Source organism: Pseudomonas flexibilis, assembly GCF_000802425.1.
Lineage (GTDB): Bacteria > Pseudomonadota > Gammaproteobacteria > Pseudomonadales > Pseudomonadaceae > Serpens > Serpens flexibilis.
In genome coordinates this window covers 119,925-141,447 of sequence record NZ_JRUD01000014.1, presented here as the reverse complement: position 1 = coordinate 141,447, position 21,523 = coordinate 119,925, and the positions used below count along the sequence as shown (strand labels likewise).

Annotated in this window: 24 protein-coding genes; 14 read left to right on the top strand and 10 right to left on the bottom strand. The window is 65.9% G+C overall.

Annotated features, from left to right (window positions below; translation table 11 throughout):
* Positions 1–57: 57 nt before the first annotated feature.
* The gene (locus SF06_RS10040) at positions 58–312 is read right to left on the bottom strand and encodes an accessory factor UbiK family protein (RefSeq protein ID WP_027589127.1); all 255 of its coding nucleotides are present in this window, start codon (positions 310–312) and stop codon (positions 58–60) included.
* A 422-nt stretch (positions 313–734) separates the two neighbouring features.
* On the opposite strand from SF06_RS10040, the gene glnK reads away from it, so the two are divergent.
* The 4 genes from glnK to sutA all read left to right on the top strand — a co-directional run bounded on the left by glnK (position 735) and on the right by sutA (position 4,294).
* A complete protein-coding gene (gene glnK / locus SF06_RS10035) occupies positions 735–1,073 on the top strand; it encodes a P-II family nitrogen regulator (protein WP_027589126.1) in 339 nt (112 codons plus the stop codon).
* A gap of 39 nt (positions 1,074–1,112) precedes the next feature.
* Complete coding sequence (locus tag SF06_RS10030) at positions 1,113–2,435, top strand: ammonium transporter (RefSeq protein WP_027589125.1); 1,323 nt, start codon at positions 1,113–1,115, stop codon at positions 2,433–2,435.
* A gap of 95 nt (positions 2,436–2,530) precedes the next feature.
* A complete protein-coding gene (locus SF06_RS10025) occupies positions 2,531–3,784 on the top strand; it encodes an ammonium transporter (protein WP_039561146.1) in 1,254 nt (417 codons plus the stop codon).
* Between the two features lie 195 nt (positions 3,785–3,979).
* A complete protein-coding gene (gene sutA, locus SF06_RS10020) occupies positions 3,980–4,294 on the top strand; it encodes a dormancy-specific transcriptional regulator SutA (protein WP_027589123.1) in 315 nt (104 codons plus the stop codon).
* Between the two features lie 111 nt (positions 4,295–4,405).
* Here the strand turns inward: sutA and SF06_RS10015 are convergent, their stop codons facing one another.
* Positions 4,406–5,539: a PilT/PilU family type 4a pilus ATPase gene (locus SF06_RS10015; protein WP_039561144.1), complete on the bottom strand. Its 1,134-nt coding sequence runs from the start codon at positions 5,537–5,539 to the stop codon at positions 4,406–4,408.
* A 157-nt stretch (positions 5,540–5,696) separates the two neighbouring features.
* Positions 5,697–6,731: a type IV pilus twitching motility protein PilT gene (locus SF06_RS10010; RefSeq protein ID WP_039561143.1), complete on the bottom strand. Its 1,035-nt coding sequence runs from the start codon at positions 6,729–6,731 to the stop codon at positions 5,697–5,699.
* A 68-nt stretch (positions 6,732–6,799) separates the two neighbouring features.
* Between SF06_RS10010 and SF06_RS10005 the strand changes: the two genes are divergently transcribed.
* The 6 genes from SF06_RS10005 to SF06_RS09980 all read left to right on the top strand — a co-directional run bounded on the left by SF06_RS10005 (position 6,800) and on the right by SF06_RS09980 (position 11,736).
* Complete coding sequence (locus SF06_RS10005; RefSeq protein ID WP_039561142.1) at positions 6,800–7,495, top strand: YggS family pyridoxal phosphate-dependent enzyme; 696 nt, start codon at positions 6,800–6,802, stop codon at positions 7,493–7,495.
* A gap of 11 nt (positions 7,496–7,506) precedes the next feature.
* Entirely contained in the window at positions 7,507–8,325 is an 819-nt protein-coding gene (proC, locus tag SF06_RS10000) for a pyrroline-5-carboxylate reductase (RefSeq protein ID WP_027589119.1), read from the top strand.
* Between the two features lie 10 nt (positions 8,326–8,335).
* Positions 8,336–8,929 (top strand): YggT family protein, encoded by a 594-nt coding sequence (locus tag SF06_RS09995; RefSeq protein WP_039561140.1) that lies wholly within the window; start codon positions 8,336–8,338, stop codon positions 8,927–8,929.
* The gene (locus tag SF06_RS09990) at positions 8,926–9,219 is read left to right on the top strand and encodes a DUF167 domain-containing protein (RefSeq protein WP_039561139.1); all 294 of its coding nucleotides are present in this window, start codon (positions 8,926–8,928) and stop codon (positions 9,217–9,219) included. Before SF06_RS09995 ends, SF06_RS09990 begins: the two co-directional genes overlap by 4 nt.
* Positions 9,220–9,312: 93 nt before the next feature.
* Complete coding sequence (locus SF06_RS09985; RefSeq protein ID WP_039561138.1) at positions 9,313–11,274, top strand: dynamin family protein; 1,962 nt, start codon at positions 9,313–9,315, stop codon at positions 11,272–11,274.
* Between the two features lie 63 nt (positions 11,275–11,337).
* Positions 11,338–11,736: an NINE protein gene (locus SF06_RS09980; RefSeq protein WP_027589115.1), complete on the top strand. Its 399-nt coding sequence runs from the start codon at positions 11,338–11,340 to the stop codon at positions 11,734–11,736.
* Positions 11,737–11,837: 101 nt separating this feature from the next.
* Here SF06_RS09980 and SF06_RS09975 read toward each other — a convergent pair whose 3' ends face one another.
* The 7 genes from SF06_RS09975 to gshB all read right to left on the bottom strand — a co-directional run bounded on the left by SF06_RS09975 (position 11,838) and on the right by gshB (position 17,734).
* Positions 11,838–13,112: a dihydroorotase gene (locus SF06_RS09975; protein ID WP_039561137.1), complete on the bottom strand. Its 1,275-nt coding sequence runs from the start codon at positions 13,110–13,112 to the stop codon at positions 11,838–11,840.
* Positions 13,112–14,131 (bottom strand): aspartate carbamoyltransferase catalytic subunit, encoded by a 1,020-nt coding sequence (locus SF06_RS09970; RefSeq protein ID WP_027589113.1) that lies wholly within the window; start codon positions 14,129–14,131, stop codon positions 13,112–13,114. Before SF06_RS09970 ends, SF06_RS09975 begins: the two co-directional genes overlap by 1 nt.
* 11 nt (positions 14,132–14,142) lie before the next feature.
* A complete protein-coding gene (gene pyrR, locus SF06_RS09965; protein ID WP_039561136.1) occupies positions 14,143–14,652 on the bottom strand; it encodes a bifunctional pyr operon transcriptional regulator/uracil phosphoribosyltransferase PyrR in 510 nt (169 codons plus the stop codon).
* A gap of 37 nt (positions 14,653–14,689) precedes the next feature.
* Complete coding sequence (gene ruvX / locus SF06_RS09960) at positions 14,690–15,115, bottom strand: Holliday junction resolvase RuvX (RefSeq protein WP_027589111.1); 426 nt, start codon at positions 15,113–15,115, stop codon at positions 14,690–14,692.
* Complete coding sequence (locus SF06_RS09955; RefSeq protein WP_039561135.1) at positions 15,112–15,678, bottom strand: YqgE/AlgH family protein; 567 nt, start codon at positions 15,676–15,678, stop codon at positions 15,112–15,114. The genes ruvX and SF06_RS09955 overlap by 4 nt, the downstream gene beginning before the upstream one ends.
* A gap of 117 nt (positions 15,679–15,795) precedes the next feature.
* Positions 15,796–16,683, bottom strand: coding sequence for an energy transducer TonB (locus SF06_RS09950; protein WP_039561133.1), 888 nt, complete (start codon positions 16,681–16,683; stop codon positions 15,796–15,798).
* 97 nt (positions 16,684–16,780) lie between these two features.
* The gene (gene gshB, locus SF06_RS09945) at positions 16,781–17,734 is read right to left on the bottom strand and encodes a glutathione synthase (protein WP_027589108.1); all 954 of its coding nucleotides are present in this window, start codon (positions 17,732–17,734) and stop codon (positions 16,781–16,783) included.
* A gap of 241 nt (positions 17,735–17,975) precedes the next feature.
* Between gshB and pilG the strand changes: the two genes are divergently transcribed.
* From pilG to SF06_RS09925, 4 genes are all read left to right on the top strand, one after another.
* The gene (gene pilG, locus SF06_RS09940) at positions 17,976–18,383 is read left to right on the top strand and encodes a twitching motility response regulator PilG (RefSeq protein ID WP_027589107.1); all 408 of its coding nucleotides are present in this window, start codon (positions 17,976–17,978) and stop codon (positions 18,381–18,383) included.
* A 40-nt stretch (positions 18,384–18,423) separates the two neighbouring features.
* Positions 18,424–18,789: a twitching motility response regulator PilH gene (gene pilH / locus SF06_RS09935; RefSeq protein WP_027589106.1), complete on the top strand. Its 366-nt coding sequence runs from the start codon at positions 18,424–18,426 to the stop codon at positions 18,787–18,789.
* Positions 18,790–18,835: 46 nt separating this feature from the next.
* Positions 18,836–19,372: a chemotaxis protein CheW gene (locus tag SF06_RS09930; RefSeq protein WP_027589105.1), complete on the top strand. Its 537-nt coding sequence runs from the start codon at positions 18,836–18,838 to the stop codon at positions 19,370–19,372.
* 78 nt (positions 19,373–19,450) lie between these two features.
* Positions 19,451–21,499: a methyl-accepting chemotaxis protein gene (locus tag SF06_RS09925; protein ID WP_039561132.1), complete on the top strand. Its 2,049-nt coding sequence runs from the start codon at positions 19,451–19,453 to the stop codon at positions 21,497–21,499.
* The last annotated feature ends 24 nt before the right edge of the window (positions 21,500–21,523 follow it).

Genomic DNA, 21,523 nt, shown 5'->3' with positions numbered 1-21,523 from the left:
TCACTCCTTGATTGACGGCACCCCGCATCCTTGCAGGGGGGATTGGGCGCTGCGTGCTCAGGCCTGCTCGGTGCGCTGCGCTTCCAGCTCCGCCACGCGGGCTTCGAGGGCTTCCAGGCGGGCGCGAGTACGGGCCAGCACGACCATCTGGCTGTCGAACTCGTCGCGACTGACCAGATCCAGCTTGCTGAAGGCGCTCTGCAGCAGGGCCTTGAGGCGAGACTCCAGCTCCGCGGGCGGCAGCGAGGTTTCGCCGATCAGGCGGGCAGCCTGGCTGCTGATGGCATCGAACAAGGCTTTGGGCGGCAGCATGGGCGGCTCCTGAGGGAAAGTCGGCGGGCAGTTTAGCGCAGAACGGCTGGCCGGGAATCCTGCAGCCGCGGCCACGGGCCGGGCACCGCTCCGACCAAAGCCTAGGGCCGTGCACGTAAAAGACGCACCGGGCCGGGCTGCCGTGCTCCATCCTGGTGCGTCGCCGCCGGTCGGCAGCCCGCGCCCATCGCTGCGGCCCGCGTGGGCCGTGGCTTGCAGGCACCTGGCAAGCTTTTCGCTATATCCCAAGTGTCACGTGCACTGATGCAGAACCTGAGCCCGCCTTTCGACCGCAGCGCTCCAGGACAGAAGAAAACGACTGCGCCAGCGCCGGCGATGCGTTCCAAAGGCCAGACACTGAGCTTAGACTTGCCGTGGGGTTAAGTACTTCTGGGGCAAGTCCACCTAACGGGAGAAGTTTCATGAAACTAGTCACTGCCATCATCAAGCCGTTCAAACTGGACGACGTCCGCGAGTCGTTGTCCGACATCGGTGTTCAAGGCATCACCGTCACCGAGGTCAAGGGCTTCGGACGGCAGAAGGGCCACACCGAGCTGTACCGTGGCGCCGAATATGTCGTCGACTTCCTGCCCAAGGTGAAAATCGAAGTGGCCATCGACGATGACCAGCTCGACCGCGTCATCGAAGCCATCAGCAAGGCGGCCAATACCGGCAAGATCGGCGATGGCAAGATCTTCGTCGTGAACCTGGAGCAGGCCATTCGTATCCGTACCGGCGAAACCGGCACCGACGCGATCTAACGCCCCCTCCGACCCCACCCCGCCCCAGGAGTAACAACCATGACTCTGCGAAAAATCGCAGGGCTAGGCGCCCTGTTGTCTTTAGGTTTCTCAAGCCTGGCCATGGCCCAGGAGGAAACCGCCACCCTGAATGCCGGCGACACCGCCTGGATGCTGACCTCCACCGCCCTGGTGCTGTTCATGACCATCCCCGGCCTGGCGCTGTTCTACGCCGGCATGGTGCGCTCCAAGAACGTGCTCTCGGTGATGATGCAATGCTTCGCCATCACTGGTCTGATGAGCATCCTTTGGTTCGCCTACGGCTATAGCCTGGCCTTCAGCACGGAAGGCATGGAAGCTGGTGTGTTCAACATCAACTCCATCGTCGGCAGCCTGGACAACGCCTTCCTCAGCAACCTGACCAAGGACGCCCTGGTCGGCGCCTTCCCGGAAAGCGTATTCGTCACCTTCCAGATGACCTTCGCGATCATCACTCCGGCCCTGATCGTCGGTGCCTTCGCCGAGCGCATGAAGTTCTCCGCCATGCTGGTGTTCATGGCCGTGTGGTTCACCATCGTCTATGCCCCCATGGCCCACATGGTCTGGGGTGGCGACGGCGCCCTGCTGTGGGACGAAGGCGTGATCGACTTCGCCGGCGGCACCGTGGTGCACATCAACGCCGGTATCGCTGGCCTGGTGGCCTGCCTGGTGCTGGGCAAGCGCAAGGGCTTCCCGACCACCCCGATGGCCCCGCATCACCTGGGCTATACCCTGATGGGCGCCGCCATGCTCTGGATCGGCTGGTTCGGCTTCAACGCCGGTTCCGCCGCCGCCGCTGACGAAACCGCCGGCATGGCCATGCTGGTCACCCAGATCGCCACTGCCGCCGCTGCGCTGGCCTGGATGTTCGCCGAGTGGATCACCCACCGCAAACCCAGCGCCCTGGGCATCGCCTCCGGTGTGGTCGCGGGCCTGGTGGCCATCACCCCCGCCGCTGGCGCGGTCGGCCCGGTCGGCGCCCTGGTGATCGGTCTGGCTTCCGGTGTGATCTGCTTCTTCTGTGCCACCAGCCTCAAGCGCAAGCTGGGCTACGACGACTCGCTGGACGTCTTCGGCGTGCACTGTGTCGGCGGTATCGTCGGCGCGATCCTGGTCGGTGCCTTCGGCGCCCAGTCCCTGGGCGGCTTCGGCGAGATCGAGAGCATCGCCACCCAGCTGTGGATCCAGACCGAAAGCGTGCTGTTCACCGTCGTGTACACCGGTGTCCTGACCTACGTGATCCTCAAGGTGATCGATCTGGTCATGGGCCTGCGGGTGACCGAGGAAGAAGAGACCATCGGCCTCGACCTCAGCCTGCACAACGAGCGCGGCTACAACCTGTAAGCCGAGCGGTGCCCGGCCTTGCGCCGGGCACCCGGTGGGCCCCGCCTGCCGCCTTCCTCAAGCGCGCCTGACGCGCAACAGCAAGGAACAACACAATGGAAAGCAGTGCCCTGATACCCGTCCAGTACGGCTTCGATACCTTCTATTTCCTGATCTGCGGTGCCCTGGTGATGTGGATGGCGGCCGGTTTCGCCATGCTCGAATCGGGTCTGGTGCGTGCCAAGAACACCGCCGAGATCCTCACCAAGAACATCGTGCTGTATTCCGTGGCCTCCATCATGTACCTGCTGGTTGGCTACTACATCATGTACTCCAGCCCGGAAGGCGGCATCCTGCCGAGCCTGGGCTTTCTGATCGGCGACGAGAACGCCGTTGACGTGGTCGCCGCCGGCGGGGAAGACGCTCCCTACTATGCTGCCCGCGCCGACTTCTTCTTCCAGATCGTGTTCGCCGCCACCGCCATGTCGGTGGTGTCCGGCGCCGTGGCCGAGCGCATGAAGCTGTGGGCCTTCATCGCCTTCGCGGTGGTGATGACCGGCTTCATCTACCCGATCCAGGGCTTCTGGAAGTGGGGCGGCGGTTTCCTGGACGCCGCCGGCTTCTCCGACTTCGCCGGCTCCGGCCTGGTCCACATGGCCGGTGCCTCCGCTGCCCTGGCCGGTGTGCTGCTGCTGGGCGCCCGCAAGGGCAAGTACGGCCCCAATGGCCAGATCAACGCCATCCCCGGCGCCAACCTGCCGCTGGCTACGCTCGGCACCTTCATCCTGTGGATGGGCTGGTTCGGCTTCAACGGCGGCTCGCAGCTGAAGATGAGCACCATCGAAGATGCCAATGCCGTGGCCCAGGTGTTCGTCAACACCAACCTGGCCGCCGCCGGTGGCCTGGTGGCCGCGTTGATCACCGCGCGCCTGCTGTTTGGCAAGTCCGACCTGACCATGATCCTCAACGGGGCGCTGGCCGGCCTGGTGGCCATCACCGCCGAACCGCTGACCCCGAGCGCTGAGCAAGCCATGCTGATCGGTGCCGTGGGGGGTGTACTGGTGGTGTTCAGCATCCTCGGCCTGGACCGCCTGAAGATCGATGATCCGGTCGGCGCCATTTCCGTGCACGGCGTGGTCGGTATCTGGGGTTGCCTGATCGTGCCGGCCACCAACGCCGACGCCACCTTCGGTGCGCAGTTGCTGGGCGTGGTGTGCATCTTCGCCTGGGTGTTCTTCGCCAGCCTGATCGTGTGGGCAATCATCAAGGCTGTGATGGGCCTGCGCGTCACCGAGGAAGAGGAATACGAGGGGGTGGACGTGGCTGAATGTGGCCTGGAGGCCTACCCGGAGTTCACCAGCACGCGCTGAGTCGTACTCTCTGACAAAGGGCGCCTTCGGGCGCCCTTTGTTTTTTCCGTCGCCACGCTAGAATGCGCGCCAAAATCGCCAGCCGGCACGCACAGGGTGCGTCAGCGAGCACGCGTGACTGCTGCTTTAGGCGAAGTCGAAATTTTTTTTGTCTGGGCTATAACTACCCGACTTCGAGCAAGACATGAGGTGAATATGAGCGACGAAGATCTCGAACAGGACGAACTGGAAACCACCGACGAGGAGGAAGGCGAGGAGCTGAGCGCCGCCGAGGAGATTGACGGCGACGATGACGTCGAGGCACCTGCCCCCACCAGCAAGAAGGTCAAGCAGGCGGTCGATCCTGAAGAGCTTCCCAGCGTGGAGGCCAAGCAGAAGGAGCGTGATGCGCTGGCCCGCGCCATGGAAGAATTCCTCGCGCGTGGTGGCCGGGTTCAGGAAATCGAGCCCAACGTCGTCGCCGATCCGCCGAAGAAGCCGGACAGCAAGTACGGTAGCCGCCCCATCTGAGTCGGTGCCGTGAATGAAAAAACCCACCGTGAGGTGGGTTTTTTCGTTGGGGAGCTCGGACATCCGTGCAGGCCTGAGCGCCTAACGGCGGCCGGGAAAGCGCCGACCGCCCTACCGGAAGTCGTCGTCGCTGGGCGCCAGGCTGAGTTTCTGGCTGGTGGCGCTCAGGTGCTCGCCGTCGGTTTCCGAACCGAGCTTGATCATCAGGCGCAGGTCGTTCGACGAGTCGGCGTGGGCCAGCGCGTCCTGGTAGGTGATCTCGCCCTGGGTATACAGCTGATAGAGCGCCTGGTCGAAGGTCTGCATGCCCTGCTCGGTGGAGCGCTTCATCAGCGACTTCAGTTCGTGCACCTCGCCCTTGCGGATCAGGTCGGCGGCCAGCGGCGTATTGATCAGCACCTCGATCACCGCGCGGCGGCCCTTGCCGTCCGGGGTCGGCACCAGTTGCTGGGCGACGATGGCGCGCAGGTTGAGCGACAGGTCCATCCACACCTGCTGCTGCCGGTCGGCGGGGAAGAAGTTGATGATGCGGTCCAGCGCCTGGTTGGCGTTGTTGGCGTGCAGGGTGGCCAGGCACAGGTGGCCGGTTTCGGCGAAGGCCACGGCGTAGTCCATGGTCTCGCGGGTGCGCACCTCGCCGATGAGGATCACGTCCGGCGCCTGGCGCAGGGTGTTCTTCAGTGCCACCTCGAAGGACTCGGTGTCGATGCCGACCTCGCGCTGGGTGACGATGCAGTTCTGGTGCTGGTGGATGTACTCGATCGGGTCTTCGATGGTGATGATGTGGCCGCTGGAGTTCTTGTTGCGGTGGCCGATCATCGCCGCCAGCGAGGTGGACTTGCCAGTGCCGGTGGCGCCGACGAACAGGATCAGGCCGCGCTTGGAGAGCGACAGCTTCTTCAGCACCTCGGGCAGCTTGAGGTCGTCCAGCGTAGGAATGTTGGTCTCGATACGCCGCAGCACCATGCCCACCAGATTGCGCTGGTAGAAGGCGCTGACCCGGAAACGGCCGATGCCGCGCGCGCTGATGGCGAAATTGCACTCGTGGTTCTCGGCGAACTCGCGGCGCTGCTGCTCGTTCATGGTGCCGAGCACGGTCTCGCGGGTCATTTCCGGGGACAGTGCGGCCTTGGTCACCGGCAGGATGCGCCCGTTGACCTTCATCGACGGCGGCACGCCGGCGGTGATGAACAGGTCGGAGCCGCCTTTTTCCACCATCAGGCGCAGCAGTTGTTCCATTTCCATGGGGATGATCCCTGTCGTTAAGAATTACGCGAGCGGGAGCTGCGTCGGGCCGTGGGAGCGGACTCGTCCGCGAGCTTTTCGGCGGTCGGCCAGGCTGCAGGCCGTGGCCAGAAGCTCGCGAATGAATTCGCTCCTGCGGAATCGCGCCGCCGCTGGCTCAGAAATGCTCGGGCGACTTGGCCTTTTCGCGGGCGCTGTCGCGGCTGATCATGCCCTTGGCCAGCAGGTTCTTCAGGCAGGCGTCGAGGGTCTGCATGCCCTGCGCGCCGCCGGTCTGGATCGCCGAGTACATCTGCGCCACCTTGTCCTCGCGGATCAGGTTACGGATCGCCGGGGTGCCGATCATTATCTCGTGGGCCGCCACCCGGCCGCCGCCGATCTTCTTCAGCAGGGTCTGCGAGACCACCGCCTGCAGCGACTCGGAGAGCATCGAGCGGACCATGGATTTCTCCTCGGCCGGGAACACGTCGACGATACGGTCGATGGTCTTGGCCGCCGAGGTGGTGTGCAGGGTGCCGAACACCAGGTGACCGGTTTCCGCGGCGGTCAGCGCCAGGCGGATGGTTTCCAGGTCGCGCATTTCGCCGACCAGGATGATGTCCGGGTCCTCACGCAGCGCCGAACGCAGCGCTTCGTTGAAGCCGAGGGTGTCGCGGTGCACCTCGCGCTGGTTGACCAGGCACTTCTTGGATTCATGGACGAATTCGATAGGGTCCTCGACGGTGAGGATGTGCTGGTATTTGTTGCTGTTGATGTAGTCGAGCATCGCCGCCAGGGTGGTCGACTTACCCGAACCGGTGGGGCCGGTGACCAGCACCAGCCCGCGCGGCACGTCGGCGATCTTCTTGAAGATCTCGCCCATGGCCAGGTCTTCCATGGTCAGCACCTTGGACGGAATGGTGCGGAACACCGCGCCGGGGCCACGGTTCTGGTTGAAGGCGTTGACCCGGAAGCGCGCTACGCCGGGGACTTCGAAGGAGAAGTCGGTTTCCAGGAACTCCTCGTAATCCTTGCGCTGCTTGTCGTTCATGATGTCGTAGATCAGCGCGTGCACCTGCTTGTGGTCCATGGCCGGCAGGTTGATGCGCCGGACATCGCCGTCCACGCGGATCATCGGCGGCAAACCGGACGACAGGTGCAGGTCCGACGCGCCCTGTTTGGCGCTGAAGGCGAGCAGCTCGGTAATATCCATGGGACTCCCCAATCACAGGCAAGCGGGTAGAATGCCAAGCCTCCGGGGCCCGGCTCAGAGCGCCAGTAATGTCGACGATAGAAGAGAAGATTGCAAAGGTCCGCGCGCGGATCCGTGAGGCGGCGCAAGGGGTCGGGCGCGACCCGGCCGGCATCGGTCTGCTGGCGGTGAGCAAGACCCAGCCGGCCGAGGCGATCCGCGCCGCATACGCCCGCGGCCAGTGCGATTTTGGCGAGAACTACCTGCAGGAAGCCCTGGGCAAGCAGCAGGCGCTGGCCGATCTGCCGCTGTGCTGGCATTTCATCGGCCCCATCCAGTCGAACAAGACCAAGGCCATCGCCGAGCATTTCGCCTGGGTGCATTCGGTGGATCGCCTGAAGATCGCCCAGCGCCTGTCCGAACAGCGCCCGGCCGGGCTGCCGGCGCTGAACATCTGCCTGCAGGTGAATGTCAGCGGCGAGGCCAGCAAGTCGGGCTGCGCGCCGGAGGAGCTGCCGGCGCTGGCCGCCGCCGTGGCGGCCTTGCCGCATCTGCGTCTGCGCGGACTGATGGCCATTCCCGAACCGACCGACGATCCCGCCGAGCAGCGCGCCGCCTTCGCCCGCCTGCGCGAACTGCAGGCCCGGCTACCTTATGAGCTCGATACCCTGTCCATGGGCATGAGCCACGACCTCGAATCCGCCATCGCCGAAGGCGCCACCTGGGTGCGCATCGGCACGGCGCTGTTCGGCGCGCGCGACTATTCCGCCGCGCGCCCCTCCTGAAGGAATCCGTTATGAACCAACCTCGAATCGCCTTCATCGGCGCCGGCAACATGGCCGCCAGCCTGATCGGCGGCCTGCGCGCCCAGGGCGTGCCCGCCGAACGCATCCGCGCCAGCGATCCCAGCGCCGAACAGCGCGCCCGTCTGGGCGCCGAGCACGGTATCTTCCTGTGCGCCGACAACGCCGAGGCGGTGGCTGGCGCTGACGTGGTGGTGCTGGCGGTCAAGCCGCAGGTCATGAAAGCCGTGTGCCAGGCGCTGGCGCCCAGCCTGACCGGCAGTCCTTTGATCGTTTCCATCGCCGCGGGCATTCCCTGCGCCAGCCTCGAACAGTGGCTGGGCGATCGACCGATCGTGCGCTGCATGCCCAACACGCCGGCGCTGCTGCGCCAGGGCGTCAGCGGGCTGTTCGCCAATGCGCAGGTCAGCGCGGCGCAGCGCGCCCAGGCCGAGCAACTGCTGTCGGCGGTCGGCGTGGCCCTGTGGCTGGATGAAGAGAAGCTGATCGACGCCGTCACCGCCGTGTCCGGCAGCGGCCCGGCCTACTTCTTCCTGCTCATCGAGGCGATGACCGCCGCCGGCGAGCAGCTTGGTCTGCCACGCGAAACCGCCGCGCAGCTGACCCTGCAGACCGCGCTTGGCGCGGCGCGCATGGCCACTGAAAGCGATGTGGACGCCGCCGAACTGCGTCGCCGGGTCACCTCGCCGAACGGCACCACCGAAGCAGCCATCAAGGCTTTCCAGGCCGGTGGTTTCGAATCCCTCGTGCAACAGGCATTGAACGCCGCCGCCGCTCGTTCCGCCGAGCTGGCCGAACAACTGGGTCAATAAGGAGCTTCTGATGAACGGTAATGGTCTGGTCGATGCTGTCACCTTTCTGATCCACGCTCTGGGCGGCTTGTACCTGCTGGCCGTGCTGTTGCGCTTCGTGCTGCAACTGGTGCGCGCCGACTTCTACAACCCGCTCAGCCAGTTCATCGTGCGCGCCACCTCGCCGCTCTTGATGCCGCTGCGCCGGGTGATTCCCGGTTTCGGCGGAATCGACCTGGCTTCGCTGGTGCTGGCGGTGCTGGTTCAGCTCGCGCTGATGTTGGTCATTTTGGCACTCAATGGCACGCCGTGGAGCCTGCTACATCTCCTGGCCTGGGCACTGATTGGCGTTGCTTCGCTGTTCCTAAAAATCTTTTTCTTTTCTCTGATTGTCAGTGCGATTCTCTCTTGGGTCGCGCCGCGCACCTACAACCCCACCGCGCAATTGGTCCAGCAAATTTGCGAGCCGGTGCTGGCACCCATCCGCCGGTTCATGCCCAACCTGGGCGTGGTGGATATCTCCCCGATATTCGCCCTGATCGCGCTGCACCTGCTGGACAGGTACGTGGTCCTCAACCTAGCGGAAATGACCTTGATGCCATCGGCTATCGCGTTCTTCCTGTGACGGACTGGTACCGCTGGGACGGCGAGGACCTGCTCCTCGCCGTGCACCTGCAGCCCAAGGCCAGCAAGGACGAATTCGCCGGCCTGCATGGTGATCGCCTGAAGATCCGCCTCACCGCCCCGCCGGTGGAAGGCAAGGCCAACGCTCACCTCATGGCCTTCCTGGCCAAGGCCTTCGGCGTGCCGAAGAACCAGGTCAGTCTGGAAAGCGGCGAGCTGAACCGCCAGAAGCGCGTGCGCATCGCGAGGCCGCAGCGGTTCCCGGAGGGGCTGCAGATCACCCGGGGTTGATCGACAGCCGTCACGGTGTGCGCCAGTCGCTGGACGCCCCGCCCGGCTGGCCAATAATGCACGGCATGCCTCTTCGCATAAGGACATGCCGCCATGAGCCTGGACCGCCTCGGCCAGCAGATCGATGCCTCCGTGCAATGGAAGCGGGCGTTGACCGCCGTACTGGTGCGCTATCGCAGCTGGCTGGCCGCCAACCGAATGGCCACGCCGGCGCTGGAGGCGCGCCTGGAGCGCGCCTTGCGTCAGCTGCGCAGTGAACAACTGACGCTGGCCTTCGTCGGTGAGTTCTCGCGGGGCAAGACCGAGCTGATCAACGCCCTGTTCTTTGCCGGTTGTGGCCGGCGCATCCTGCCCTCGCAGCCCGGGCGCACCACCATGTGTCCCACCGAGCTGTTCTTCGATGCACGGGCGGCACGTCCGTACCTGCGACTGCTGCCCATCGAGACCCGCCTGGAAGAGGTCTCGCTGGCCGAGCTGCGCCAGCGGCCGGCGGCCTGGGTGACCTTCAACCTGGATGCGCAGGAACCCGCCGCCATGGCCGACGCCTTCGCCGAGGTGGCGCGGGTCAAGTCGGTTTCCCGCGAGCAGGCGCTGCGCCTGGGCTTCGACCCCGCCACCCTGGAGCCGAGCGGGGAAGCGGAGCGCGTGCGCGTCCCGGCCTGGCGGCACGCGCTGGCCAGCGTCGACCATCCGCTGCTGCGCAAGGGGCTGCGCATCCTCGATACCCCCGGGCTGAACGCCCTGGGCAGCGAGCCCGAGCTCACCTTGTCGATGTTGCCGGAGGCCCAGGTGGTGTTTTTCCTGCTGGCGGCCGATAGCGGCGTGACGGCCAGCGACCTGGCCATCTGGGACGGCCATGTGCGTGGCCTGGACCGCGTCGGCCCGCGCCGTCTGTATGCGCTGCTCAACAAGATCGACGTGCTGGAGGACGAGCTGCTCGCGCCCGAGGAAATCGCCGCCAATCAGGAGCGGGTGCGCCGCGACAGTGCGGAGCAACTGGGGCTGGGCGTCGAGCAGGTGGTGCCCCTGTCCGCCCGCCAGGGGCTGTTGGCCCGGGTGCGCAACGATGCCCGTTTGCTGGCGCGCAGCCGCTTTGCCGAACTGGAGTCGCTGCTGGACGAGCGCCTGGTTGCCGACCGGGGGCGGCTGGTCGACGAGCAGGTGGTGGCGCCGCTGCGCGAGATGCTGGTGGCCAGCGAGGCGCTGCTGGCGCAGCGCATTGCACGGGTGGCTGACCAGCAGCGGCAGCTGGCGGCGCAGGAGCGTGACCAGGACGCGGTGCTCGCCGAGCTGGGTGAGCGGGCGCGCGCCGAGCATGCCGAACACCACAAGGGGCTGATTGCCCTGCGCGGTCAGCAGAACCTGTTGCGCCGGCAGGCCGAGCTGTTGCGTCAGGCCATCGGTCCCGAGCGGCTGGAGCAGCATTTGCTGGCGGTGCGCGAGCGCCTGTTGGGCAGCTGGACAACACTGGGCATCAACCAGGGCATCGTGGGCTTCTTCAGCCTGCTGGAGTCCGACCTGGACCACCTGCGCAACGAGGCTGCCATGGCGGACCGCACCGTGGCGGCCATCTATCGCCGGCATAACGAGGCGTACCCGCTGATGGCGGTGGATGCGCCGCGTCTGGAACTGGAGGCCTTTGCCCGTGAGCTGCAGCAACTGCGGCTGCGGGCCGACCATTTTCGCCTGCGGCCCAGCACGCTGTTGACCGAGCAGCACAGTCTGACCCGTCGCTTCCTGGGCACCCTGGCGCAGTCGGTGGTCGATCTGCATCGGCGCCTGCGAGGCGCCATCGAGCGCTGGGAAGCCGAGGTGCTGTTGCCGCTGCTGCAGTTCAATCAGGAGCGCAAGCAGCTGCTCGAACAACAGCTGCTGGAAATGCGCGCCCTGGCCCAGGCCAGCCGTCAGGCCCGCACGCGCGGGCAGATGCTGGGCCGCTATGCCGAGCAACTGGCGCAGCAGCGGGAGGAGGTCGAGGAGCTGTTGCGCTCCCTGCAGCGCTGCGCGCCGGCGCCGCAGTACGGCAATGTCGTCCAGCTGCCGTTGGCGCGCTGAGGGCGCAACGTGCGCGCCGATGGGTTAGGCTGAGCCCGATCCATTCCGTCAGGGGACACGCCCATGCGCTATCACGACACCCACAGCAAGGTCATCGGTTATCTGCTCTGGATCTTTGGCTTCCTCGGCTCGCACCGCTTCTATTACGGCAAGCCGATCACCGGGACGATCTGGTTCTTCACCCTTGGCCTGCTGTTCGTCGGCTGGATCATCGACCTGTTCCTGATCCCTTCGATGGATCGCCAGGCGGACCTGCGCTTCAACTCCGGGCGGCTGGACTACAACATCGCCTGGATCCTGCTGACCTTCCTCGGCGTGTTCGGCGTGCACCGGATGTACCAGGGCAAGTGGATCACCGGCCTGCTCTATCTGCTGACCGGTGGCTTTTTCCTGATTGGGGTGCTCTACGACTTCTGGACACTGAACCAGCAGATTTCCGAACGCAATCGGCTGTGGGGCTGAAACCCAACGCCCGTACTGTGGGAGCGGTTTTGTCCGCGAGCTTCCGGGTGTGGCCTGAAAGCTCGCGAATGAATTCGCTCCCACAGGGGGGGGCACCTGACTCAACCCTGGTAGCTGATCCGCCCGTCCATCAGGGTGTAGCGCACCTTGCCGGGCAGGCAGTGGCCGAAGAACGGGCAGTTTTGCCCCTTGGAGTACCAGCTTTCACCGGCCAGCGTGCTGCTGGCCGGATCGAACAGCAGCAGGTCGGCCGGGGCGCCCACAGCCAAGCGGCCGGCGGGCAGCTGCAGCGCCCGCGCCGGGCCCCAGCTCAGGCGATCCAGCAGGGTCGGCAGATCCAGCAGGCCGTCCTCCACCAGCGTCATGGCCAGCGGCAGCAGTAATTCCACGCTGCTGATGCCCGGCTCGGTGGCGGCGAAGGGCGCCAGCTTGGCGTCCAGATCGTGGGACTGGTGATGACTGGCAATCGCCTGCACCACACCGCTTTTCACCGCCTCGCGCAGGGCGTCGCGGTCGGCGCGCGAGCGCAGCGGCGGCTGCACATGGTAGAGGCTGGAGAAGCCGGCCAGCGCCTCGTCGGTGAGGATCAGCTGGTACAGCGCCACGTCGGCGCTCACCGGCAGGCCGCGGGCCTGGGCCTGCGCGATCATTTCCACGCCCCGGGCACTGGTCAGCTGGGTGAAGTGCGCGCGCACGCCGGACTGTTCCACCAGCAGCAACTGGCGGGACAGGGCAACGGTTTCGGCGCTTTCCGGAATGCCGGCCAGGCCGAGGAAGCTGGCGGTCGGGCCTTCGTGGGCCAGGCCGCCTTCGGCCAGCGCGGCATCCTGGCTGTGCAGCACCAGGGTCAGGTCGAAGGTGGCGGCATATTCCATGGCCCGACGCAGGTTGCGGGTGTTGGGCATGTCGGTCAGGCCATCGCCGAAGGCCACGCAACCGGCGTCGCGCAGGGTGACCAGCTCGGCCAGCTGCTCGCCGCCCAGGCCCTTGGTCAGGGCGCCGATGGGGAACACCTTGGCGTGACCGGCTTCCTGGGCGCGCTCCAGCACCAGGTCGACCACCGCGGCGGTATCCATCACCGGGCGGGTCAGCGGCGGGCAGCACAGGCTGGTGACGCCCCCGGCGGCGGCGGCCAGGGTCTCGCTGGCGATGTTGCCCTTGCGACCGTAGCCCGGCTCGCGCAGGGCTACGGACAGGTCGACCAGGCCCGGCGCGGCGATCAGTCCGCTGGCATCCAGGGTCTGGCTGGCTGTGAAACCGGCCGGCGCCTCGCCGATGGCGACGATCTTGGTGGCATCCAGATAGAGGTCGGTGACCCGGTCCAGGCCGCTGGCCGGGTCGATGACGCGAGCACCGAGGATACGGGTGGAGGACATCAGTTCTGCTCCTCGGAAGCGGTTTCGGATTCGAGCTGGCGCTGGGCGGCCTGGCCGCTCATCGCCATGGACATGACCGCCATGCGGATGGCGATGCCGTAGGTGACCTGGTTGAGGATCACCGACTGGGCGCCGTCGGCCACGGCGGATTCGATCTCCACGCCGCGGTTGATCGGCCCCGGGTGCATGACGATGGCATCCGGCTTGGCCAGCGCCAGACGCTGGGTGCTCAGGCCGTACAGGCGGTAGAACTCGCCCTCGCTGGGCAGCAGGCCGCCCTGCATGCGCTCGCGCTGCAGGCGCAGCATGATCACCACGTCGACATCCTTCAGCCCTTCGCTCAGGCTGGTGAACACCCGCACGCCGTAGTTTTCCTCCAGGCCGATGGGCAACAGGGTGCGCGGGCCGATCACGCGGATGTCCTGACAGCCCAGGGCGCGCAGGGCGAGCATGTCGGAGCGCGCCACCCGCGAGTGCAGGATGTCGCCGACGATGGCCACCGAGAGGTTGGCGAAGTCGCCCTTGTGGCGGCGGATGGTCAGCATGTCGAGCATGCCCTGGGTCGGGTGCGCGTGGCGGCCATCGCCGCCGTTGATGATCGCCACCTCGGGGCAGACGTGTTCGGCGATGAAGTGCGCGGCACCGGAATCGGCATGGCGCACCACGAACATGTCGGCGGCCATGGCTTCCAGGTTGCGCAGGGTGTCGAACAGCGTCTCGCCCTTGCTGGTCGAGGAGGTGGAGACGTTCAGGGTGATGACGTCGGCCGACAGCCGCTGGGCAGCCAGTTCGAAGGTGGTGCGCGTGCGCGTGGAGTTCTCGAAGAACACGTTGCACACGGTGCGGCCGCGCAGCAGCGGGACCTTCTTCACCGCGCGGGCGCCGACTTCCAGGAAGGAATCGGCGGTGTCGAGGATCTCGGTGAGCAGCTCGCCGGACAGGCCGTCGAGGGACAGGAAATGGCGCAGCTGCCCAAGGTCATTGAGCTGCAGCGGGCGCTTGATAGCGGCGGTCGGCATCGTTCGGGGTCTCAGTGGGATGCAAGCATCTGTCGCTCGAGGACGAGCGGCGCGGGGCCGAGCAATTTTACGCGCTCATCGGGGGCCAGCGACAGGGTGGCGCCGAGCACATCCGCACGGATCGGCAGCTCGCGGGCGTCCAGGTCGAGCAGGCAGACCAGGGTCACGCTGGCCGGGCGGCCATAGTCGAACAGCTCGTTGAGCGCGGCGCGCACGGTGCGGCCGCTCATCAGCACGTCGTCGATCAGCACCAGGTGCTGGCCCTCTATCTCGAACGGCAGGTTGGAGGGGCCCACCTGGGGATGCAGGCCGGTGCGGCTGAAGTCGTCGCGGTAGAAGGACACGTTCAGCGCGCCCAGCGGGCCGGGTTCGCCGAGTTCGTCGAGCAGCGCCTGGGCGACCCACAGGCCGCCGGTCTGGATGCCGATGAAGCGGGGTTCGCTGATCTGCCGTGCGGCGAGGTGGGCGCGCAGGTCGCGGGCCATGCGCGGCAGCAGTTCGGCGGGATTCGGAAGGGTCATGGTCGCTCCTTGAAGGCGGCCCGCAGGCCGAGAAGAGTTATCCCCGGGCTTCGAGCCAGCCTTCCAGCAGCAGGGCGGCGGCCAGGGCGTCCACCGGGCGATCCCGGTAGCCACCGCGCTGGCCCTCGCGCAGGCGCTGGCCCTTGGCCTCGAAGGTGGTCAGGCGTTCATCGTGGGTATGTACCGGCAGGTTGAAGCGGCCGTGCAGGCGGCGGGCGAACTTCTCGGCGCGTTCGCTCATGTCGCTGGGCGTGCCGTCCATGTTCAGCGGCAGGCCGACCACGATGGCATCGGGTTGCCATTCCTTGATCAGCGCCTCGACGCGCGTCCAGTCGGGCACGCCGTTCTGTGCCTTGAGTACGCAGAGTTCGCGGGCCTGGCCGGTGATGGCCTGGCCCACCGCCACGCCGATCTGCTTGGTGCCGTAATCGAAGCCCATGACCAGCCGCAGGTTCTCGCTCATGCGTGCCCCGCCTGGCTGCTCAGCAGGTTGAGGTCGATGCCCAGCGAGGCGGCCGCCGCAGCAAGACGCTGCTCGGCCGGCAGCTCGAACAGCAGGCGCGCGTCGCACGGGCAGTGCAGCCAGGCGTTCTCGGTGATCTCGGTCTCCAGCTGGCCGGCGTCCCAGCCAGCGTAGCCAAGGGTGATCAGGCTGCGGCGCGGGCCATGGCCATCGGCAATGGCGTAGAGCACATCCAGCGAGGTGGACAGCGCCAGTTCGCCAAGATCAAGGGTGGCCTGGTACTGCCAGCCGCTGTCGTGCAGCACGAAACCACGGTCGGTCTGCACCGGGCCGCCGCTGAATACCGGCTGCTCGTAACTGTCCGGTGCCGGGGGTTGTTCGGGGCGCAGCTGCTCGATGATATCGGCCAGCTCAAGGCCGCTGGGACGGTTGATGACCAGTCCCATGGCGCCATGCTCGTTGTGCTCGACCAGGTAGATCAGCGTCTGGGCGAAGTTCGGGTCGGCCAGATGCGGCATGGCGATCAGCAACTGATTCTTCAGGTAGGTATCGGTGGTGTTCATGGCCGTAAGTGTCGGCCTTCGCGGCAGGGGCGGCAAGCATGGCGAAAAGCGAAAAGGCATCGCGGCTGGAACCGCCCCGCGAAAGCGGGCGTGGCGGGATGCCCTGCTGGGGGCGGGCTACTGGCTGGAGAGCCGATCGCCGCGTTCGAAGCGCCAGGTGCGGATGATCTCCAGGCGATCGAACTCGGCCAGATCGCCAGTGAAGGGTGCGTACGGGGCGGCCAGGTGGACGATGCGCATGGCGGCCTGGTCGAGCACTGGCTGGCCGGAGGATTCCAGCACCTGTACCTCGTACAGCGAGCCGTCGCGGCGGATCGACACCAGCAGGCGCAGGCTGCCGTACAGCTGCTGGCGGCGCGCCTCGTCGGGATAGTTGAGGTTGCCGATGCGTTCCACCTTGCGGCGCCACTCGTCCTTGTACCAGGCGCCCTTGTCGCGCATGGTCGAGGCGGCGTTCAGGCGGTGGATTTTCGGCCGCTTGGCGTAGCGTTGCTGTTCCAGCGCCAGATCGGCCTCCAGGCTGGCGATCTCGGCGGACAGCTGCGAGCTGTCGAATTCCGGTGCCGGGCGGCGCTGCTCGGTCTTCTGCAGTTCGGCCTGCACCGGGGTCTTCTCCCGCTGGGGCGCGCGGGTAGCCACGGCGGCCTTGGGCGCCTCGCGCGGCACTTCCGGCGGCGCGGCGGGCGGCGGAGTGACCTTGTTGATCTCGGTGTCCTGGAACGGCGCGATCTCGGTGGTCTTGGGCGCCGCCTTGTGTTCCAGCGTGCCGCTGCCCTGCTGGTTGTCCTGGGCAAGGAAGTCGGCCTGTTTCGGGGCCTCCTCGCTCTTGAAAGTGGACAGGGTGATTTCCAGCGATTTACTGACTTCGCTGGGCTTGGCCAGCGTGAAGCCCAGGCCGAAGATCAGCGCGACGTGCAGCGCCACCGCCAGGAACAGGGTGAAGCCCAGTCGGTCGGCGGGGCGAACTCGAGGCGGTTCGAGGGTGGGGGTGATGGCTGCGGTCATTGAGTAAGCGGCGCCGTGGAAACCCCGGAAGTCTGCCCAGTGATGGTCCAAAAGTCCATGAACCAGGCAGCGCTTCCGGTCAGTGGCCGTTGTCCGCTCAGCCGCGACCCAGACGGCTGGCGATGGCGTCCATCAGGCGCTCGCCGATGCGCGTGTCGTAGGCCGCGTCGATCTCGCGGATGCAGGTCGGGCTGGTCACGTTGATTTCTGTGAGGTAGTCGCCGATCACGTCCAGGCCGACGAACAGCAGGCCGCGCTTGCGCAGTTCGGGGCCGACCAGGGCGGCAATCTCGCGGTCGCGCTCGGTCAGCGGACGCGGTTCGCCTCGGCCGCCGGCGGCCAGATTGCCCCGCGTCTCGCCCTGCGCCGGGATGCGCGCCAGGCAATAGGGCACCGGCTCGCCGTCGATCATCAGGATGCGCTTGTCGCCATCCTTGATTTCGGGAATGTAGCGCTGCGCCATGATCTGCCGGCTGCCATGCTCGGTGAGCACCTCGAGGATCACCGACAGGTTCGGGTCGCCCTCGCGGTGCCGGAAGATCGAGGCGCCGCCCATCTCGTCCAGCGGTTTGAGGATGACGTCACGGTGCTCGCGGGCGAACTCTCGCAGAATGTCCGCGCGCCGGCTCACCAGGGTCGGCGGCGTGCATTGCGGGAACTGGGTGGCAAAGAACTTCTCGTTGCAGTCGCGCAGGCTGCGCGGGCTGTTGACCACCAGGCTGCCGGCTTTCTCGGCCAGTTCCAGCAGGTAGGTGGCGTACACGTATTCGCTGTTGAAGGGCGGGTCCTTGCGCATCAGGATCACATCGAGCTCGTTGAGCGCGATGTCCTGCTCGGCATCCAGTTCGTGCCAGCGTTGCGGGTCGTTGAACACGCGCAGTGGCCGCACCCGGGCGCGGGCCTGGCTGCCGCGCTGATACAGATCCTGCTGCTCCATGTAGAACAGCGTCCAGCCGCGCGACTGGGCAGCCAGCAACATGGCCAGGGAGCTGTCCTTCTTGAAGGTGATGGACGCGATGGGGTCCATGACGATCCCGAGACGAGTGCTCATTAGGGTTCCTCTGCAGCGTGACGGCCGGTCGCCAACGGGGTGACCGGCGCAAGGGCGTCAAGGGTGGCGCCGGAGTTGCCCTCGGTCAAGGTTGAATCCGCAGGGTGATCTGCTCTGTGGATTGCCGTCCGGGTCCTGTGCTACAAAGGCCGGCGGCAGGGTAGAAGCCCTGTCGTAGACCGGTCTCAGGCGCAGGCGAAGCGCAACGATAACGACTCACCGAGGCAATGGTAGGGCGATAATGGAACAGCATTCCGGCAGTTTGAAAGTGATGGTGATCGACGACTCGAAGACGATTCGCCGCACCGCGGAAACCCTGCTGAAGAAGGTCGGTTGCGAGGTCATCACCGCTGTGGACGGTTTTGATGCCCTGGCCAAGATTGCCGACACCCACCCGAACATCATCTTTGTCGACATCATGATGCCGCGTCTGGACGGCTATCAGACCTGTGCGCTGATCAAGAACAACAGCGCCTTCAAATCCACGCCGGTGATCATGCTCTCGTCCAAGGACGGCCTGTTCGACAAGGCGAAGGGGCGGATCGTCGGCTCGGATCAATACCTCACCAAACCGTTCAGCAAGGAAGAGTTGCTGGGTGCGATCAAGGCCCACGTGCCGGAGTTCGTGCCGAGTGAACAGGTATCCTGAGTCCTGCGACGGACCGTAGTTATTTCGTATGGGGAACACCATGGCTCGCATTCTGATTGTTGATGACTCTCCGACCGAGATGTACAAGCTGACCGAGATGCTCGAAAAGAATGGGCATCAGGTGCTCAAGGCCGAGAACGGCGCCGATGGCGTGGCCCTGGCCCGCCAGGAAAAGCCCGACGCCGTGCTGATGGATGTGGTCATGCCGGGGCTGAATGGCTTCCAGGCCACCCGCCAACTGACCAAGGACGAGGAAACCAGTCACATTCCGGTGATCATCGTCACCACCAAGGATCAGGAAACCGATAAGGTCTGGGGCAAGCGCCAGGGTGCGCGCGACTACCTGACCAAGCCGGTGGACGAGGCAACCCTGCTCAAGACGCTGAACGCGGTGCTGGCCGGCTGACGCCGTCCGCACCGAACTCATCGACTCCCGGCACGGCAGGGCAGGCATGTCCGGACAACCGACTCCCTTCGATCTCCTTCTCGGCATCGATCAGCGCTGCCGTACGCTCGCGGCCGGCTTGCCGGCCCAGCAGGAAACCCAGCAGACCTGGAGTGGGATCGGTTTTCGCATGGGCGAGCGGTTGTTCGTCTCGCCCATGGGTGAGGTGGGGGAAATCCTGCACGAGCCGCGCCACACCCAGTTGCCCGGGGTGAAGCCCTGGGTCAGGGGAGTGGCCAACGTACGCGGGCGCCTGTTGCCGCTGATCGATCTGTGCGGTTTCTTCGGCGAGGAACTGAGCGCCCAGCGCAAGCAGCGCCGGGTGCTGGTGGTGGAGCATCAGGACGTGTTTTCCGGCCTGGTCGTGGATGAAGTGTTCGGCATGCAGCACTTCCCGGTCGAGACCTTCTCCGAGCAGGTGCCGCCCCTGGAAGCGGCCATCCAGCCCTTCATTTATGGCGTATTCAATCGCGCGCAGCCCTGGCTGGTGTTCAGTCCGCAGCGACTGGCGCAGCACGAGGACTTCCTCGACGTCGCGGTGTGACACGAATTTATTGGTGGGCCGGTATCCGGTCCGTTGGCTTCAAATGGGAATAGCGGTGGGTCCAGGCGGGGGCCATTCATGAAGAAAAACAACGCGGGAAATCTCTTTTCGGGCATGCGCAGCAGCTCGCTGATCGCCGGCCTGTTCGTCGGCCTGATCGTCTCCATCGTGCTGCTGTTCGCCAACTTCACCTACCTGAACGTGCAGTCTGGCTACGACACCGAGTACATCACCCACGCGGGTGAGCTGCGCGTGCTCTCCCAGCGTATCGCCAAGAACGCCACCGAAGCGGCGGCGGGCAAGGCCGAGGCGTTCGCCCTGCTCAAGGACGCCCGCAACGACTTCGATCGCCGCTGGGGCTACCTGACCAAGGGCAACCCGGACACCGGCCTGCCAATGGTGTCCTTCGAAGTCGCCCCGCAGATGGATGCGGTGGAAAAGGACTGGAACCGCCTGCGTCGCGACACCGACGTGATCCTGGCCAGCGAACAGACCGTATTGTCCTTGCACCAGGTGGCCGCCACCCTGTCGGAAACCATTCCGCAGCTGCAGGTCGAGTACGAGGAAGTGGTGGACATCCTGCTGCAGAGCGATGCGCCCGCCGCTCAGGTGTCGGTCGCCCAGCGGCAGTCGCTGCTGGCCGAACGGATCCTCGGTGCGGTCAACAAGGTGCTGGCCGGCGACGAGGACTCGGTACAGGCGGCCGACATGTTCGGTCGCGACGCCAGCCTGTTCGGCCGGGTGCTCAATGCCATGCTGGAAGGCAACCGTGCCATGGAGATCAGCCGGGTCTCCGAGCCGGAAGCCCGTGAGCGTCTGGCAGAGATCGCCGAGCTGTTCGAGTTCGTTTCCGGCTCGGTGGACGAGATCCTGGAAACCTCGCCCGAGCTGTTCCAGGTGCGGGAATCGGCCGGCAACATCTTCAGCATCTCGCAGACCCTGCTGGACAAGGCCTCCGACCTGGCCGCCGGCTTCGACGAACTCGCCAACGGTCGTTATCTGAACACCCTGGCCACCTACCTGCTGGGCGCCCTGGCGCTGGCGGCCGTGATCCTGATCGGCATGGTGATGGTGCAGGACACCCGCCGCCGCCTGCAGGAAACCGCCGAGAAGAACGAGCGTAACCAGACCGCCATTCTGCGACTGCTCGACGAAATTGCCGACCTGGCCGACGGTGACCTGACGGTGACAGCCACCGTGACCGAGGACTTCACCGGCGCCATCGCCGACTCGATCAACTTTTCCATCGACCAGATGCGTGATCTGGTGCGCGCGATCAACCAGACCGCCGTGCAGGTGTCCGCCGCCGCCCAGGAAACCCAGGCGACCGCCATGCACCTGGCCGAGGCGTCCGAACACCAAGCCCAGGAAATCGCCGGCGCATCGGCGGCCATCAACGAAATGGCCGTGTCCATTGACCAGGTGTCGGCGAACGCCGCCGAGTCCACCGCGGTGGCCGAGCGTTCCGTGGCCATCGCCAACAAGGGCAACGAGGTGGTGCACAACACCATCACCGGCATGGACAGCATCCGCGAGCAGATCCAGGACACCGCCAAGCGCATCAAGCGCCTGGGTGAATCGTCCCAGGAGATCGGCGACATCGTCAGCCTGATCAACGACATTGCCGACCAGACCAACATCCTCGCCCTGAACGCCGCCATCCAGGCCTCCATGGCCGGCGACGCCGGCCGCGGCTTCGCGGTGGTAGCCGACGAAGTACAGCGCTTGGCGGAACGTTCCTCGGCGGCGACCAAGCAGATCGAAACGCTGGTGAAGGCGATCCAGACCGACACCAACGAAGCGGTGATCTCCATGGAGCAGACCACCTCCGAGGTGGTGCGCGGTGCACGCCTGGCCCAGGACGCCGGGGTGTCGCTGGAAGAGATCGAAAAGGTATCCAAGACCCTCGCCGCGCTGATCCAGAACATCTCCAACGCGGCGCGCCAGCAGGCCTCTTCCGCCGGCCATATCTCCAGCACCATGAACGTGATCCAGGAGATCACCTCGCAGACCTCCACCGGTACCACCGCCACGGCGCGCAGCATCGGCAACCTGGCCAAGCTGGCCAACGAGATGCGCAACTCGGTGTCCGGCTTCAAGCTGCCGGCGGCGCGCGACGAGGCCTGACAGGGGGCGGCGTTTCGCAAGGGA

Coding starts and splice junctions, on each gene's coding strand:
- SF06_RS10040 (WP_027589127.1), bottom strand. CDS start 312: ATGCTGCCGCCCAAAGCCTTGTTCGATGCCATCAGCAGCCAGGCTGCC.
- glnK (WP_027589126.1), top strand. CDS start 735: ATGAAACTAGTCACTGCCATCATCAAGCCGTTCAAACTGGACGACGTC.
- SF06_RS10030 (WP_027589125.1), top strand. CDS start 1,113: ATGACTCTGCGAAAAATCGCAGGGCTAGGCGCCCTGTTGTCTTTAGGT.
- SF06_RS10025 (WP_039561146.1), top strand. CDS start 2,531: ATGGAAAGCAGTGCCCTGATACCCGTCCAGTACGGCTTCGATACCTTC.
- sutA (WP_027589123.1), top strand. CDS start 3,980: ATGAGCGACGAAGATCTCGAACAGGACGAACTGGAAACCACCGACGAG.
- SF06_RS10015 (WP_039561144.1), bottom strand. CDS start 5,539: ATGGAAATGGAACAACTGCTGCGCCTGATGGTGGAAAAAGGCGGCTCC.
- SF06_RS10010 (WP_039561143.1), bottom strand. CDS start 6,731: ATGGATATTACCGAGCTGCTCGCCTTCAGCGCCAAACAGGGCGCGTCG.
- SF06_RS10005 (WP_039561142.1), top strand. CDS start 6,800: ATGTCGACGATAGAAGAGAAGATTGCAAAGGTCCGCGCGCGGATCCGT.
- proC (WP_027589119.1), top strand. CDS start 7,507: ATGAACCAACCTCGAATCGCCTTCATCGGCGCCGGCAACATGGCCGCC.
- SF06_RS09995 (WP_039561140.1), top strand. CDS start 8,336: ATGAACGGTAATGGTCTGGTCGATGCTGTCACCTTTCTGATCCACGCT.
- SF06_RS09985 (WP_039561138.1), top strand. CDS start 9,313: ATGAGCCTGGACCGCCTCGGCCAGCAGATCGATGCCTCCGTGCAATGG.
- SF06_RS09980 (WP_027589115.1), top strand. CDS start 11,338: ATGCGCTATCACGACACCCACAGCAAGGTCATCGGTTATCTGCTCTGG.
- SF06_RS09975 (WP_039561137.1), bottom strand. CDS start 13,112: ATGTCCTCCACCCGTATCCTCGGTGCTCGCGTCATCGACCCGGCCAGC.
- SF06_RS09970 (WP_027589113.1), bottom strand. CDS start 14,131: ATGCCGACCGCCGCTATCAAGCGCCCGCTGCAGCTCAATGACCTTGGG.
- pyrR (WP_039561136.1), bottom strand. CDS start 14,652: ATGACCCTTCCGAATCCCGCCGAACTGCTGCCGCGCATGGCCCGCGAC.
- ruvX (WP_027589111.1), bottom strand. CDS start 15,115: ATGAGCGAGAACCTGCGGCTGGTCATGGGCTTCGATTACGGCACCAAG.
- SF06_RS09955 (WP_039561135.1), bottom strand. CDS start 15,678: ATGAACACCACCGATACCTACCTGAAGAATCAGTTGCTGATCGCCATG.
- SF06_RS09950 (WP_039561133.1), bottom strand. CDS start 16,683: ATGACCGCAGCCATCACCCCCACCCTCGAACCGCCTCGAGTTCGCCCC.
- gshB (WP_027589108.1), bottom strand. CDS start 17,734: ATGAGCACTCGTCTCGGGATCGTCATGGACCCCATCGCGTCCATCACC.
- pilG (WP_027589107.1), top strand. CDS start 17,976: ATGGAACAGCATTCCGGCAGTTTGAAAGTGATGGTGATCGACGACTCG.
- pilH (WP_027589106.1), top strand. CDS start 18,424: ATGGCTCGCATTCTGATTGTTGATGACTCTCCGACCGAGATGTACAAG.
- SF06_RS09930 (WP_027589105.1), top strand. CDS start 18,836: ATGTCCGGACAACCGACTCCCTTCGATCTCCTTCTCGGCATCGATCAG.
- SF06_RS09925 (WP_039561132.1), top strand. CDS start 19,451: ATGAAGAAAAACAACGCGGGAAATCTCTTTTCGGGCATGCGCAGCAGC.